We start from the raw sequence: 14022 nt of genomic DNA, 5'->3' as shown, positions 1-14022 counted from the left end.
TACGTGCCAGTCAGAGCGGTAAACAACGGTCAACAGGGGGCTGCCAGGAGCGCTCGCACTCAGGCGCGGAAGGCAGGTTTTTGCAGGTCAAGGGGCTATTGGGCCCCAAGTGCCGGGTGCTTCTCAAGCTTATGGCGCGGGTTCGATTCCCGTCATCCGCTCAGATGCGAAGGCCCAGGTCAGCGACCTGGGCCTTCTTCGTTGCGCGGACCTGTCCAGGCGTCTTCGTCGCGTACTCCTCGCTGCTCACCGGAGAGCGCTGTCTCCCTGCCGTTCCACCCCGGGGGGCGCCTAGGATCGCGAGCATGGCCCTGATCGCGAGTAATGTGGAGCGCTTCGAGACCGCCAGGCCCCGGCTGGAGGCCATGGCCTACCGGCTGCTCGGCTCGGCGAGTGAGGCGGAGGATGCCGTGCAGGAGACGTTCCTGCGCTGGCAGGCAGCCGACGTCGAGCGGATCGAGGTGCCTGAGGCCTGGCTGACGAAGGTCCTCACCAACTGGTGCCTCAATATGCTCACTTCGGCACGTGCCCGGCGCGAGACGTACGTGGGGAGGTGGCTCCCCGAGCCGCTGCTCGCCGGGGACCCGATGCTCGGCCCGGCCGACACGGCCGAGCAGCGCGAGTCGGTGTCGTACGCCGTCCTCGTCCTGTTGGAGCGCCTGTCGCCCAGCGAGCGGGCGGTGTACGTGCTGCGCGAGGCCTTCGACTACCCGCATCGGGAGATCGCCGAGATCCTGGAGATCACCGAGGCCTCCAGCCAGCAGATCTACCACCGGGCCAAGAAGCACATCGCGGACGGCAAGGCACGCACCCAGATCGACGAGGTAGCCGCCCGGAGGATCGTCGAGGAGTTCCTGGCCGCGGCGACCAGCGGCCGTACCGAACCCCTCGTACTCCTGCTCACCCAGGACGCCGTCTCGGTCGGCGACGGTGGCGGGAAGGTCCCGGCCCGCGCGAAGGCGTTCGAGGGTGCGCTCGCGGTCGCCACGTTCCTGCGCGGCCTGTTCAAGCCCAGCGCGGCCAAGCGGGCCCATGTCGGCGGCGCGCCCGAGATCTACGCCACGACCGCAAACGGCGGGCCCGCCATCGTGGCGGTCGTGGACGGCCGGGTCGTCGCGATCACCTGCCTGGAGGTCACCGCGGAGGGCATCGCCGCGGTCCGCAACCAGGTCAACCCCGACAAGCTCGTCCGCGCGACCGAGCAGTGGGCCGCCGCGGACCACGGGGAGGCCCCGCTCCACACCCTCTGAGGGGGTGTGATCCAGGTCATGTTCAGATCCTGTCAGGGAACGGGGGGCTGTCCGGTTCAAGGGGCGAAACCACGCCGGACAACGGCGGCCCCCGCCCAGACAGGAGCACGGACATGCAGCACCGAATCGTCGTCCTCGGAGCCGGCTACACCGGTGCGGTCGCCGCCGGCCGCCTCGCCAAGCGGCTGCACCGCGAGGACGTCACCATCACCCTCGTCAACCCCGAGCCCGACTTCGTCGAGCGCGTCCGGCTGCACCAGCTCGCGGCCGGCCAGGACCTCAGGCCCCGGCCGTTCGGCGAGATGTTCGCGGGGACGGGCGTGGAACTGAAGCTCGGAGCGGTCACCGCCGTGGACGTGGACCGCAAGACGGTGACGGTCACCGCCGCGAACGGCCCCGAGCGGGAGGAACTGGCGTACGACACGCTGGTCTACGCCCTCGGCAGCGGCTGGAACGACGGCGGCGTCCCCGGCGCCGCCGCGCACGCCCACGAGATCTCCAGCCGCCCCGGTGCCCTCCGCCTTCGCGACCGCCTGGCCGCCCTGGACGCCGGCCGACCCGTGGTCGTGGTCGGCGCCGGCCTGACCGGCCTGGAGGCCGCGACCGAGATCGCCGAGGCCCGCCCGGACCTCGACGTCGCCCTGGCCGCCCGCGGCGCCCTCGGCGACTGGCTCTCGGAGAAGGGCCGCACCCACCTGCGGAAGGTGGTGGACGAGCTCGGCATCACGGTCCACGAACACACCGCGGTCACCGCCGTGGAGGCGGACGGCGTGACGACGGCCGACGGCCGGACCATCCCCGCCGAGATCACGGTCTGGACCACCGGCTTCGCCGTCCACCCGATCGCCCAGGCCACCGCCCTGGAGCTCACCGACCGCGGCCGGATCGTGGTCGACACCACGATGCGCTCGGTCTCCCACCCGGACGTGTACGCCGTGGGCGACGCGGCGATGGCGATGGGCCCGGGCGACAGGCCCCTCCGTATGTCCTGCGCCTCGGGCGTCCCCATGGCCTGGCAGGCCGCCGACGCCATCGCCGCCCGGCTCGCCGGCACCAAGGTGCCCCGGGTCTCCATCGGCTACTCCCAGCAGTGCATCTCCCTCGGCCGCAAGGAGGGCCTGATCCAGTTCGTCACCGCCGACGACCGCGCGGTCGACAGGGCCCTGACGGGCCGCGTGGCCGCCTTCTACAAGGAACTGATCTGCAAGGGCGCGGCCTGGAGCGTCGCCAACCCGACCGTGGGCATGCCGTCTCGGCACCGGCGTGTCGTACGGCAGGAGACTCGGAGCCGCGCACGGGCGGAGGCGGCGGCCTGACCTCGCCAAGGCCGAACTGCGGCTGTCGGCAGACGTGGCGCGCTGCATGGCAGGTGATCTGGTCCCGTTTCCCGGAGCCAGCCGACGAAGTTCGCAGCCGCCTGGGCGGTGGAGTCGAGGACGGAGATGCCTTCCGGCTGCACCCGTGCGTACCCTTCCAGCTCTTCGCCTTCAAGGGTGATGCCGGATGCCGTAGTGCATGGCCGAGCCTCGGATCCCCCGGCCTTCCTGGATCCGGATGAACTCGTCCGGGGCGTCCGCAATGCCCACAGCAGGGCCCGGACCGCGCGTCGCGGTCCGGGCCCTGCCCCCGTGCACTGCCGCCCTGCGGCGGCGGTGCGTCAGCTCTGTGCGGTGTCGTCGCCCGTCTGCTCGGCGCCCTCAGCTGCGCCGGCCTTCTCGCGCATCTTGCGCACCAGCTCCGCCTTCTGGTCGGCGGCACCCTGTCGGTCGAGGTTGCGGTGCGGACCGTTGTTCTGCCGTTCGGCGCGGGACAGCCTCTTGCGCTGGCCGCCGCCCATGCCCACGGGGTTGTTGATGTTCTTGCTCACGGTCATGGGTTCTCCCGGTAATGATGTGAAGTGATCTACGGATTCATCGGTGGGGGACGGGCGCGGCGACGTCGAAGGACGTCAGCAGGGGCCCGTCACGCTCTCACTCGTAAATCGGCGTCTGGAAGAACATGACAAAGACGTTACCCGCTTCCGTCGGCCCCGCACACCAAGCTTTTCGCCGCCCCGGCGTCGGCCGGGCCTTCGACGAGCGCCCGCGGTCAGCCGTTTCTCTTCCGGGAATCACAGCACCGCCAGCACCTGCCGGTGGTCGCCGCCCGCCCGGGGCGGCGGGAGACGCCACCACTCCAGACACCTACGACCGGGCCTGCGCGGTGGATGATCTGGCCGGCGTGATCGCCATTGGAAACAACGGTGCGCAGGCACGTCGGAGAAGCTGAACCGTGCACCCTGATCGGACACTGCTCGCGCCCGCAACGCCTGCTCAAGCCTGCCCGCAGTCAGGCCCCGGAAAGACGCCTCCTGCCGCGTCGAGAAGACCTTGCCCGGAGCGTGATGCGCATGTGCCCCGGTCGTGCCCTTCAGAGCGGTAAACAGCGGTCGATCATGGCGCCCAGGCACCGCAGTCGTGCCCCGCGAAGGGGCTGATATCAACAGGTCAGAGGCCATTTACAGGGCATGAGGCACGCAGATTCCCGAGCTTATGGCGCGGGTTCGATTCCCGTCATCCGCTCAGATGCGAAGGCCCAGGTCACAGACCTGGGCCTCCGTCGTTATCCAGACCTCTCGGAGCCCGCGCGCCATTCGCGTGCCACAAGTACCTTGACAGCGCGTCAGATTGAGCCCGCCCCATTCGCCGGTGTCTCGGTGGTCGCGAAAATCCGGTCCAGGTGGTGACGGAGTACCGCGATGGCCGACTCCGGACTCCGCTGGCCCACGAGGATGCTGGTGCCCATGGTCGCCGTCATCGCGAGCAGGCTGATCGCTTCCGTGCGCGCGGCGACACCGGGATCGGCCAGGCCTGACGCCTGGGCCTGTTCGAGCAGGCCGGTCAGGGCGTTCTCCGCGGCGTCGGGATTGTCGATGAAGGGCTGGGCGGCCAGCGCCTCGTCGGTCACGGACAGGATCGAGTAGGAGCTGTAGAGGAGATGGAAGGTCCGGCTCTCCTCATCGGTCGGGAGTGAGGCCAGCAGCAGCGCCTCGATGGTCGCGCGCGGGCCCGGGTCCGCACCGGCAGCGCGCAGGCGCTCGCCCACCCGCGCGGTGAAGCGGTCGGTCAGGTGCTGGAGCCCGTAGAAGAGCAGCTTCTCCTTGGTCTCGAAGTAGTACTGCACGAGCCGGAGTGACACGCCGGCCTCGGCGGCCACGTCGCGCATGCCGACGGCGTGCAACCCTCGCCGCCCCGCGACCTGGATGAGCGCCTCGGCGATCTGGGCGCGCCGTTCCTCGTGGTCCACGCGCTTAGGCATCTGCCGCGTCTCCGCCCGTCAGTGGTGAATTCCCGGTCCGGCTCTTCCCGGACGCCCTTTATGGTACCGCCGTATCAACATCATGGTACGCTCGTATCACGAAGAACGGATCTTCCCGGAGGTGCCCCGTGCCCGAGAACACGACCCGTGTGCGCCGCGACGTCGGCCGCTACGTGAACGACGAGCTGCGCAACCGCTACTTCGCCGCCAGCGACGTGCTCTACGCGATGGGGGCACCCATCCGCTCCGAGACGGACGTCGAGACCAGCTTCGGCACCACGCACGTCTACCGGTACGGCCCCGTGGACCCCGCAGCCGAATCCCGTACGCCGATCGTCCTGATCCACGGCGCGGGCTACTGCTCCGCCATGTGGTACCCCAACACCCCCGGGCTCAGCCTCGACCGCCCCGTCTACGCGCTCGACACCCCCGGCGACGCCGGGCGCAGCATCCACCGCGAGCCCATGTGGCAGCCCGAGCGTGCCGCCCAGTGGATGGACGAGGCCCTCGACGCACTCGGGCTTGACCGGGTCCACCTCGTCGGCTCCTCCTACGGCGGCTGGCTGGTGCTCAACCAGGCGCACCGGCGGCCCGGAAGGCTCGCCTCGGTCACCGCCCTCGACCCGGGCGGCCTGGAGAAGGTCGGCCTGCGCTTCTTCGCCTGGGTCTTCGTGAGCCTCTTCGCCAGCTTCGCCCCCAAGGCGCTGCGCCCGCGCCTCGCCGCATGGCTGGAGCAGCCGGTCATCGCCGTTCCCGAGCTGCGGAAGTGGGTCCAGATCGGCGCCCGGGCCTTCCGGATCCGCCGCCCCGCTCCTCTGCCGCTGGCCGAGGATGCGCTGCGCTCCATCCGGACCCCGCTCTACCTCGTCATGGGCAAGCGCAGCCTGCTGGTACACCCGCAGCGGCAGTTGGAGCGAGTGCCGCGCCTGATCCCCGGGGCCCGCGCCGAGATCATCGCCGCGACCGGCCACGGACCGCAGATCGACCACCCCGACCTGGTCAACGCCCGGATGCTGAGCTTCATGGAGGACATCGACTCACTCGACCCGGCCGCGGTCGACGGGTAGAACCTACGACTGGGAACACCGGCGCCGACGTAGCGGGAAATGGCGCGAGGGAAGGCTCTTCGCACCGGGAGACACCATCCCGTACATGGCGGTCCACATCACCCGCGACCCGGACAGCCGGGAAGTACTCAGCGAGGACGAGCAGGAGCCGTACGGGACGAAGACCCGGTCGACGGTGCCGGGCCGCCGGGAAGCCGTACGCAACGCCGGCACCAGCGCTCATCGGCGGTCGGTTGTCCGGCCGGTGTCAGTGCGCTGGCGGCACTAGTGTTCGCGGATGACTCCGTCCGCTCATTGGCCGGTCGCAGATCGATTGACCACCCCGCGGCTTGCGCTCGAACCGCTGCGCACCGAGCACGCGCCGGAGGCCTTCCCGGTCTTCGACGACGCCCGGCTGCACACCTGGACCGGCGGGGAGCCGAGCTCGCTCGAAGAGCTCCGGGTCAGGTACACCCGCCAGGCCGCGGGCCGGTCGCCGGACGGGAGCCAGGGCTGGCTGAACTGGATGCTGCGCCGGTCGGAGGGCGGCCTGCTGGTGGGAACGGTTCAAGCGACCTTGTACCGAACCGAGGACGGCGGACTCGAAGCCTCGCTCGCCTGGGTGATCGGGGTCGAACACCAGGGCAAGGGCTACGCCCGCGAGGGGGCCGTGGCCGTGGCCGGGTGGCTGCGCGCCCGTGAGGTGTCGGCCCTGGCCGCCTACATCCACCCGGAACACGCCGCGTCCGCGGGCGTGGCCCGCGCCCTCGGACTGACCGCATCCGACGCGCTGGTCGACGGCGAGACCCGCTGGAGTACGTCCGGCCGCTGACGCGCGCCCGCCGGGATGCCCAGGGGGACACGTACGTTCGGTCGCGAGACGATGGACACAGGAGCATGCGACGCAACGACGCCGCTCAGCGCGGAGGCCGGGCGCAGCTGCTGGAGGTGCTGGATGCTGACCACCCCTGTATGCCGACTTCTCGGTATCGACGCCCCGGTCGTCTGCGCGGCCTTCGGCCCCTGGGAGGAAGTCGATCTCGCCGCGGCGGTGTGCCGGGCAGGCGGCCTGGGCAGCCTGGGCACCGCCGTCCGGCCCCTTCCGGACCTGAAAGAGCAGTGGGCCCGGATGCGGCAGCTGACCGATCGGCCGTTCGCGATCAACCACACGACCCGCCCCCTCAACGAGGAGGCGTTCCAGGCCACGATCGAGGAGCGGCCGGCCGCGATCTCCTTCCACCTGGCGGTGCCGCCCGACCTGATCGCCCGGGCCCACGATGCCGGCATCCTCTGGATCCAGCTGGTCACCGACCTCCGTCAGGCCGACGAGGCGCTGCGGGCCGGAGCGGATGTGCTGGTCGCGCAGGGTGGCGAGGCCGGCGGACACGGCGGGGACGTCGGCACGATGGTGATGGTCCCGGACGTCGTGGACCTGGCGGACGACGTACCCGTACTCGCGGCCGGCGGGATCGCCGACGGGCGTGGCCTGGCCGCGGCTCTGGCGCTCGGCGCGCAGGGTGTGCTGATGGGGACGCGCTTCCTCGCGTCGTCGGAGATGAACGTGTCGCAGGCGTGGAAGGACCGGATCGTCGCATCCGCTGCCAGGGACGCGGTGAAGGTCGTCAACAGCGAGCGGATCCTGCCGCCGTTCAACCGCCCCGGCAGTGCCGGGGTACCGCGCTGCCTGCGCACTCCGCTGCTGGACGCCCTGCGCGAGCACCCCGACCAGGTCGACCCCGAGGAGATCGTGCCCCGCGTGATGGCCGCGATCCGCGCCGGCGGCGGCGAGGAGTACCTCCCCTTCACCGGCCAGTCGGCCGCCCTCGTGCACGAGGTCCTGCCTGCCGGCGAGATCGTCCGCCGGACGGTACGGGAAGCCGAGGCGGCACTGGCGGCAGCGGCCCACGCCATCGGCCGGTGACCGTACCCGGCGATCAGCCGCCTGCGGTGGCGGGCCCGGGGGTTGGGCGCTGGGGGGTGAAGATGGTGCAGATGCCGTCCTCCGTGCAGGTTTCCGGGTCGGTCTCGGCGGCGCGGTGGGCGAGGTCGCGCAGTGCGGTCCGGGTCGTGCGGAGTTCGGCGATGCGCCGGTCGATCTCCTCGAGGTGCTGGTCGATGAGGTCGGCTACGCGGCCGCAGGGGGCTTCGCCACTGTCGCGGAGGGCGAGGATGGCCCCCGGGGCGGATGCGCTGGAGCCCGTCGCGGCCGCCGCCGGGCGGACGGTCGGGGACGTACTGGCGGAGCCGGACCGGGAGGACTTCCTGACCTTGGACGAGGACGGCCAGGTCCGGGCGGCGTACCCGTTCTGCGCGGTACCGACCCCGCACCGGGTACGGATCGACGGCGGGGCGCAGGTGTGGTCGATGTGTGCCGTCGAGCCCTACCTGACCTGGGGCAGCGTGGACGAAGCGGGGACCTTCGCCATGTTCCGCCGCGCCAAGCTGATGCTCGATGCCGTCGATCCGGACACCACCGCCGCCGCGCTGCGCTCCGGACGTCTGCTCGCGCGCCTGCGCCTCACCGATGCGTGCGGGCGGCCGCTGTGCGCCCAGGTGCGGCCACCGCTCGTCGAGTGGTCCGCCCCGGCCCAATGGCCGGACCCGGTGGCTCGACCCGTGTCCTGACAGGTCAGGAATCGAGAAGCCCGGCCACTGCTCCGCGGCTAGCGTGATGGTCATGGACATCACCATTCACACGACCGCCCTCCCGCACGACGACCCGGACGCCGCCGTCGCCTTCTACCGCGACGCCCTCGGCTTCGAGGTCCGCAGCGACGTCGGCCAGGGCAAGATGCGCTGGATCACGGTCGGCCCCGTCGGCCAGCCCGGCACGTCCATCCTCCTGGCGCCGCCGGCCGCCGACCCCGGGATCACCGAGGACGAGCGCCGCACCATCGTCGAGATGATGGCCAAGGGCACCTACGGCTGGATCCTGCTGGCCACCCGAGACCTCGACGGCACCTTCGAGAAGGTGCAGGCCACCGACGCCGAGGTCGTCCAGGAGCCGACCGAGCAGCCGTACGGCGTACGCGACTGCGCCTTCCGCGACCCCGCAGGCAACCTGGTCCGCATCCAGGAGCTGCGCTGACCCCGGCCGCCGACGGACCGCTCCCTCGGCCTCGCCGGCCGGCGTCGCACACGACGCCGGCCACCACCGCCCGCTCCCCCCTCACCGGCGAACACCCCGCCACCGCATGCCAGTTGCAGGCCGGCCCGGTGATCGCGAACATCGATGAACGGAGTTCCCTCATGTGCCATCCTGCGTGGATGAGCGCACTTACCGCCGCGCAGCGCCTGAGCGACCTCGCCCGGCTGCGCCGCGTTCGCGACCGGATCGACCGGGAGTACGAGCAGCCTCTGGACGTCGAGGCGCTCGCCCGCGGCGTGAACATGTCGGCCGGGCACCTCAGCCGCCAGTTCCGGCTGGCCTACGGCGAGTCGCCGTACTCGTACCTGATGACGCGGCGCATCGAGCGCGCGATGGCGCTGCTGCGTCGCGGCGACCTCAGCGTCACCGAGGTCTGTTTCGCGGTCGGCTGCTCGTCGCTGGGCACGTTCAGCACCCGCTTCGCCGAGCTGGTCGGCATGCCGCCCAGCGTCTACCGGCGCCGCGCGGCGGACGGGGCTGCGGGCATACCGTCGTGCGTGGCGAAGCAGGTCACCAGACCGGTCAGGAATCGAGAAGCACCGGCGACCGAGCCGGAACTAGCGTGATCGGCATGAACTCCCTCGCATCCGTCACCCTCGAGGTGGCCGACCACACGGCCGCCGACCGCTTCTACACCGCCTTCGGCCTGGGCGCCCAGGTGCGCCTGCAGGCCTCGGAGGAACCGACATCCGGCTTCCGCGGGTTCGCCCTGGCGCTCACGGTGTCCCAGCCCGCCACCGTCAACGCATTCATCGGCGCTGCCCTCGACGCCGGCGCCACGACGGTGAAGCCCGCCTCGAAGTCCTTCTGGGGCTACGGCGGCGTCGTACGGGCCCCCGACGGGACGATCTGGAAGATCGCCACGTCGGCGAGGAAGGACACCGGCCCGGACACCCGGCAGATCGACGAGATCGTGCTCCTGCTGGGATCGGCGGACGTGTCCGCGAGCAAGCGGTTCTACGTCGGCCACGGCCTCGCCGTCGCGAAGAGCTTCGGCAGCAAGTACGTCCAGTTCGACGCCCCTTCGGGCGGCGTCAAGCTGGCACTGTACGGGCGCCGCGCCCTCGCCAAGGAGCTCGGCGTCCCCGCCGACGGCGCCGGATCCCACCGGCTCGTACTGGGCAGCGGTGCGGGCGCCTTCACCGACCCGGACGGGTTCGCCTGGGAAGCCGCATCGATGGCGCCCACGCCCTGATCCGGCACGGCAGATCCGGCATCGCAGATCCGGCACTGCAGAAACGTCACGGCCGACCGATGAGCACCGTACGACTGGAGGAAGCATGACAAGCGCGCCGCCGCGTGGGCTCGAGGAGAGGCTGCGGGACACCCGCGCGCGACTGGAGACCGACGTCGATCTCTGGGTCGCGACGCCCGGCTCCCCAGGCGTCCACCTGATCCCCCTCTCGTACCTCTGGGACGGGACCGCGTTCCTGATCTCGACGCCGCGTTCCTCGGTCACCGGCCGCAACCTGCTGGCGGACTGCCGGGTGCGGCTCGGCCTCGGGCCGACCCGCGACGTCGTCCTCGTCGACGGCACCGCCGAGCCGGTGGACCTCGCCGGCCTCGCCCCGAAGACGGGCGACGCGTTCGCGGCCAAGACCGGCTTCGACCCGCGCGAACTCGACGAGCCCTACCAGTACTTCCTGATCCGGCCGCAGCGCATCCAGGCCTGGCGCGAGGCCGACGAGCTGCAGGGACGCACCCTCATGCGCGACGGCCGCTGGCTCGGCTGACCGCCGCGCCGCCCACCCGCTGCACCCGCTGCACCCGCCCGGACCGCAACCGATCAGCTTCCAAGAACCCGCGAGAGGAAACCTGCAATGAAGGACACGCAGACGTCCACCCAGAGCACCGGCGCGGCCGACGAGAAGTACGCCGGATTCACGGACGAGGAACGCGACGCGATGAAGGAGCGCGCCCAGGAGCTGAAGACGACCGCGCGCCGCGGTTCGCGCGCGGCCAAGTCGGACGCGGAGGCCGACGTCCTCGCGAAGATCGCCGAGATGCCGGACGCGGACCGCGTCCTCGCCGAGCGGCTCCACGCCATCGTCAAGGCCGGCGCGCCCGGCCTCTCGCCGAAGCTCTGGTACGGGATGCCCGCGTACGCCAGGGACGGCAAGGTCGTCTGCTTCTTCCAGAGCGCGCAGAAGTTCAAGTCGAGGTACGCGACGCTCGGCTTCAGCGACCAGGCGGGTCTCGACGACGGCACCATGTGGCCCACCAGCTACGCCCTGACGGAGCTCACCCCCGCCGACGAGGCACGAATCGGCGCACTGATCGAGAAGGCGGCCGGCTGAAGCGGGTCCAGCCAGGCCGGGAGCCTGCCGGGCGGGCAGCTGCGACGATGCCCGCCCCGCGCCGGCACGCTCCCAGTACTGTCGGGCGCGTCATGCCGTGAGACGCGAGAGCCGTGCCCGAAGGAGCCGATGTGGCCGAGGAAGCATTCAGCATCGACAAGCGACCGCTGCGCGACCTGTTGCAGCAGGTCGAGGACGGCCGGGCACAGCTGCCCGAGTTCCAGCGCGGCTGGGTCTGGCCGTACCCGAACATCGCGAGTCTGCTGGCTTCGATATCCCTCGGCTACCCCCTCGGCACCCTCATGACGCTCCGCGCCGGAGGCGACGTCCGCTTCAAGTACCGCCCGATCGAAGGCGCCGCGCTCCCGGGGCCCCGGGAGCCGGAGTCGCTGGTCCTGGACGGTCAACAGCGGCTGACCTCCCTCTTCCAGTCGCTCAAGCTCGACCGGCCCGTCGCCACACAGGACGTCCGCAAGCAGGCCGTGTCCGGCTGGTTCTATGTCGACATGCGCAAGGTCCTGGACGGTTTCACCGACCGCGAGGACGCCATCCGCTTCCTGCCCGCATCCCGCAAGGTGGTCAACTTCCGCAGTGAGGTGCAGATCGACCTCTCCACTCGGGAGAAGGAGTACGCGGCCCTCTTTTTCCCCCTCAACTCCGTGCTGAACTCCGACGACTGGGAGGAGGGCTTCGAGGAGTACTGGGATGACGACAGGGCCATGCGCCGGCTCTGGAAGGACTTCGACAAGGCCTTCATCAAGCCTTTCATCCTCTACCACGTCCCCGTCATCGAGCTCGGCAAGGCGACCGAACGCCAGGCCGTCTGCCAGGTCTTCGAGAAGGTCAACACCGGTGGTGTCACGCTGACCGTCTTCGAGCTGCTGACCGCCACCTACGCGGCGGACGAGTTCGATCTCCGCGACCACTGGGAGCGCGTGTGCCGCGCCGCATGGCAGGCACCGGAGTACCGCATCCTGCGCGAGGTCTCCAACACCGACTTCCTCCAGGCCGTCACCCTGATGGCCACCTACCGGCGGCGCGTGGCGGAAGCCGCGCACGTCACCGAGGAGGACCGCCTTCCCCGGGTCGGCTGCAAGCGCAAGGACATGCTCGCGCTCTCGCTGAAGGACTACGAGGAGCATGCGCCGGCCGTCGTCGAGGGCTTCAAGAAGGCCGCGAAGTTCCTGCACCAGCAGCACTTCTTCGACACGAAGTTCCTGCCGTACGGCACCCAGCTCATCCCCCTCGCCGCCGTCCTGGCCGCCGCCGGGAACGCGGCTGAGCCGGCCGGCGCCCAGCGCAAGCTCGCCCGCTGGTACTGGTGCGGAGTGTTCGGGGAGCTGTACGGAGGCTCGACCGAGACCCGGTTCAGCCAGGACCTGCCGGACGTCGTGGAGTGGATCCGCGGCAGCGACCAGGAGCCGCGCACGGTCACGGCCGCGCAGTTCGCACCGGGCCGGCTGCTGACCCTGCGCACCCGCCAGAGTGCCGCGTACAAGGGCATCTACGCGCTACTGCTCAAGGCCGGGGCGGCCGACTGGCGGACGGGCGAGCCGGTGAAGGTCACCGACTACTTCGACGAGGCCGTCGACATCCACCACATCTTCCCGAAGGCGTGGTGTGAACAGAACGGGTTCAAGTCGGAGATCTACAACTCCATCGTCAACAAGACCCCCCTGACCGCGCGAACGAACCGGATCATCGGCAGCCAGGCCCCCTCCGCCTACCTTGCTCAGCTGGCGAAGACCGCCGAGATCGGCCCGGAGGACCTGGACGCGCACGTCCGCACCCACGTCGCCGGCCCCGCCCTCATGCGGGCCGACGACTTCGACGGCTTCTTCGCCGCCCGCAAGGCGGCCCTGCTCGCCGCGATCTCGGGCGAGATGGGCAAGGCGATCCTGACGGACGCCGAGTCCGACACCGACGCCGCCTGGGAGTCCTGAGTCCGCAGCCGGCCCACCGGTTGAGGTCGAGGAGGAGCGGGGCGTCTTCCTCCCGCTGCCGCCCGGTCAGCGGGTGGCGGCGCGGGCGCGGGTTCGCCAGCGGACGTACTGCTGCTCCGGGTCGCCGGTGTACGCCCACGGGATGCGGGTGGCCCGGCCGTCCAGGAGGTCGAAGACCGTGGCCGCGTCCGCGAGCATGTCGGCGTGGACCAGGCCGTGGGCCAGGTGGTTGAGGTCGGCCACGTCCTGGGCCTGCGGGGCCGTACGGGACCAGATCCAGCGCTCCATCGTCGTCCGCAGGTCCCAGCGTCCCGCGTCGCCGCTCCAGTGGTGCAGCAGGTCCAGGCTGTTTCGGCCCTCGCTCTCCGCCCGGTGGCGGTACTGCTCCGCCCGGGCCACCTGCGGCAGGACCGCGAGGGGCGAGCCCAGCGGGGCGGCGGCCGCCCGGTCCCGCGCGAAGTTGTACGCCTGGCCGTGCGAGCCGTGCCAGCGGGCGGACATGTAGCGCAGCCCCTGGTGGTGGGCCTCCCGGTGGTACGGGTCGCGGGCGCAGAGCTCCTGCCACCACCGCCCCATGGAGGCGTGCCCGCCCTCGTACAGCCGGGCCAGGGTCACCAGCGAGACCCACGGATGGGGGTCCTCCGGGGCTGCCTCGGAGGCCTGCAGGCAGATCCGGGCGGTCCAGTCGAGGCGGTTCACGGCCGGCATGGTCCCGCGGCGGGCGACAGCGAACATCCGCATCACCTCGATGTCCGCACGGAGCACGACCGCGTCGGGGCTGTCCGGCTCGGAGGCCTGCCAGGCCTCCGCGACCCGCCGGTCCGCGGCGGCATCGGCCAGCAGCCGGATCCGGTGGCTGCGCCGGTCCCAGTCGCGGGGCGCACCGGCCGCGAGCAGGTCGCGCAGGCCCTGCCAGCGGCCGGCGGCGACGTCCTGGCAGGCCTCCGACAGGGCCTTGTCGCCGAATGCGGGATCATACTGCGGTGCCGCCGGGGAGCGGCGGCGTTTCCAGGCCATGGCCATGCGGACAGGACCCTCCTC

The 14022-nt window shown here is 71.1% G+C and carries 17 protein-coding genes; 13 read left to right on the top strand and 4 right to left on the bottom strand.

Annotated elements, in window-relative coordinates; translation table 11 throughout:
- Positions 1-305: 305 nt before the first annotated feature.
- Both sigJ and AB0M76_RS02365 read left to right on the top strand, forming a co-directional pair.
- Entirely contained in the window at positions 306-1250 is a 945-nt protein-coding gene (gene sigJ, locus AB0M76_RS02370) for an RNA polymerase sigma factor SigJ (RefSeq protein ID WP_365951111.1), read from the top strand.
- Between the two features lie 113 nt (positions 1251-1363).
- Positions 1364-2566: an FAD-dependent oxidoreductase gene (locus AB0M76_RS02365; protein ID WP_365951110.1), complete on the top strand. Its 1203-nt coding sequence runs from the start codon at positions 1364-1366 to the stop codon at positions 2564-2566.
- A gap of 341 nt (positions 2567-2907) precedes the next feature.
- Here the strand turns inward: AB0M76_RS02365 and AB0M76_RS02360 are convergent, their stop codons facing one another.
- A complete protein-coding gene (locus tag AB0M76_RS02360) occupies positions 2908-3123 on the bottom strand; it encodes a DUF6243 family protein (protein WP_365951109.1) in 216 nt (71 codons plus the stop codon).
- 788 nt (positions 3124-3911) lie between these two features.
- Positions 3912-4547 carry a TetR/AcrR family transcriptional regulator gene (locus AB0M76_RS02355; protein WP_365951108.1) on the bottom strand — a complete coding sequence of 212 codons (636 nt, stop codon included), beginning with the start codon at positions 4545-4547 and terminating at the stop codon, positions 3912-3914.
- Positions 4548-4675: 128 nt separating this feature from the next.
- On the opposite strand from AB0M76_RS02355, the gene AB0M76_RS02350 reads away from it, so the two are divergent.
- From AB0M76_RS02350 to AB0M76_RS02335, 4 genes are all read left to right on the top strand, one after another.
- The gene (locus tag AB0M76_RS02350; protein ID WP_365951107.1) at positions 4676-5614 is read left to right on the top strand and encodes an alpha/beta hydrolase; all 939 of its coding nucleotides are present in this window, start codon (positions 4676-4678) and stop codon (positions 5612-5614) included.
- A gap of 85 nt (positions 5615-5699) precedes the next feature.
- Entirely contained in the window at positions 5700-5882 is a 183-nt protein-coding gene (locus AB0M76_RS02345; protein WP_365951106.1) for a hypothetical protein, read from the top strand.
- A gap of 9 nt (positions 5883-5891) precedes the next feature.
- A complete protein-coding gene (locus AB0M76_RS02340; protein ID WP_365951105.1) occupies positions 5892-6425 on the top strand; it encodes a GNAT family N-acetyltransferase in 534 nt (177 codons plus the stop codon).
- Positions 6426-6548: 123 nt separating this feature from the next.
- Positions 6549-7514, top strand: coding sequence for a nitronate monooxygenase (locus AB0M76_RS02335; RefSeq protein ID WP_365951104.1), 966 nt, complete (start codon positions 6549-6551; stop codon positions 7512-7514).
- A gap of 13 nt (positions 7515-7527) precedes the next feature.
- Here AB0M76_RS02335 and AB0M76_RS02330 read toward each other — a convergent pair whose 3' ends face one another.
- Positions 7528-7710 (bottom strand): hypothetical protein, encoded by a 183-nt coding sequence (locus AB0M76_RS02330; protein ID WP_365951380.1) that lies wholly within the window; start codon positions 7708-7710, stop codon positions 7528-7530.
- Positions 7711-7762: 52 nt separating this feature from the next.
- Here AB0M76_RS02330 and AB0M76_RS02325 point away from each other — a divergent pair, with 52 nt between their 5' ends.
- The 7 genes from AB0M76_RS02325 to AB0M76_RS02295 all read left to right on the top strand — a co-directional run bounded on the left by AB0M76_RS02325 (position 7763) and on the right by AB0M76_RS02295 (position 12981).
- Complete coding sequence (locus tag AB0M76_RS02325) at positions 7763-8218, top strand: DUF5990 family protein (RefSeq protein ID WP_365951103.1); 456 nt, start codon at positions 7763-7765, stop codon at positions 8216-8218.
- A 52-nt stretch (positions 8219-8270) separates the two neighbouring features.
- Positions 8271-8681 carry a VOC family protein gene (locus tag AB0M76_RS02320; RefSeq protein WP_266627282.1) on the top strand — a complete coding sequence of 137 codons (411 nt, stop codon included), beginning with the start codon at positions 8271-8273 and terminating at the stop codon, positions 8679-8681.
- A 179-nt stretch (positions 8682-8860) separates the two neighbouring features.
- The gene (locus AB0M76_RS02315; RefSeq protein WP_266665581.1) at positions 8861-9307 is read left to right on the top strand and encodes a helix-turn-helix transcriptional regulator; all 447 of its coding nucleotides are present in this window, start codon (positions 8861-8863) and stop codon (positions 9305-9307) included.
- Between the two features lie 5 nt (positions 9308-9312).
- Positions 9313-9936 (top strand): glyoxalase, encoded by a 624-nt coding sequence (locus AB0M76_RS02310; protein WP_365951102.1) that lies wholly within the window; start codon positions 9313-9315, stop codon positions 9934-9936.
- A gap of 85 nt (positions 9937-10021) precedes the next feature.
- The gene (locus AB0M76_RS02305) at positions 10022-10474 is read left to right on the top strand and encodes a pyridoxamine 5'-phosphate oxidase family protein (RefSeq protein WP_365951101.1); all 453 of its coding nucleotides are present in this window, start codon (positions 10022-10024) and stop codon (positions 10472-10474) included.
- A gap of 87 nt (positions 10475-10561) precedes the next feature.
- Positions 10562-11038 carry a DUF1801 domain-containing protein gene (locus AB0M76_RS02300; RefSeq protein ID WP_365951100.1) on the top strand — a complete coding sequence of 159 codons (477 nt, stop codon included), beginning with the start codon at positions 10562-10564 and terminating at the stop codon, positions 11036-11038.
- Positions 11039-11169: 131 nt separating this feature from the next.
- Complete coding sequence (locus tag AB0M76_RS02295; RefSeq protein WP_365951099.1) at positions 11170-12981, top strand: DUF262 domain-containing protein; 1812 nt, start codon at positions 11170-11172, stop codon at positions 12979-12981.
- Between the two features lie 66 nt (positions 12982-13047).
- Here AB0M76_RS02295 and AB0M76_RS02290 read toward each other — a convergent pair whose 3' ends face one another.
- Positions 13048-14004 (bottom strand): hypothetical protein, encoded by a 957-nt coding sequence (locus tag AB0M76_RS02290; RefSeq protein WP_365951098.1) that lies wholly within the window; start codon positions 14002-14004, stop codon positions 13048-13050.
- Positions 14005-14022 lie beyond the last annotated feature (18 nt).

It is taken from the genome of Streptomyces sp. NPDC051364 (assembly GCF_040682115.1).
Lineage (GTDB): Bacteria > Actinomycetota > Actinomycetes > Streptomycetales > Streptomycetaceae > Streptomyces.
Note: the sequence above shows the minus strand (reverse complement) of the source record. Positions and strands in the feature narration are given on the sequence as shown.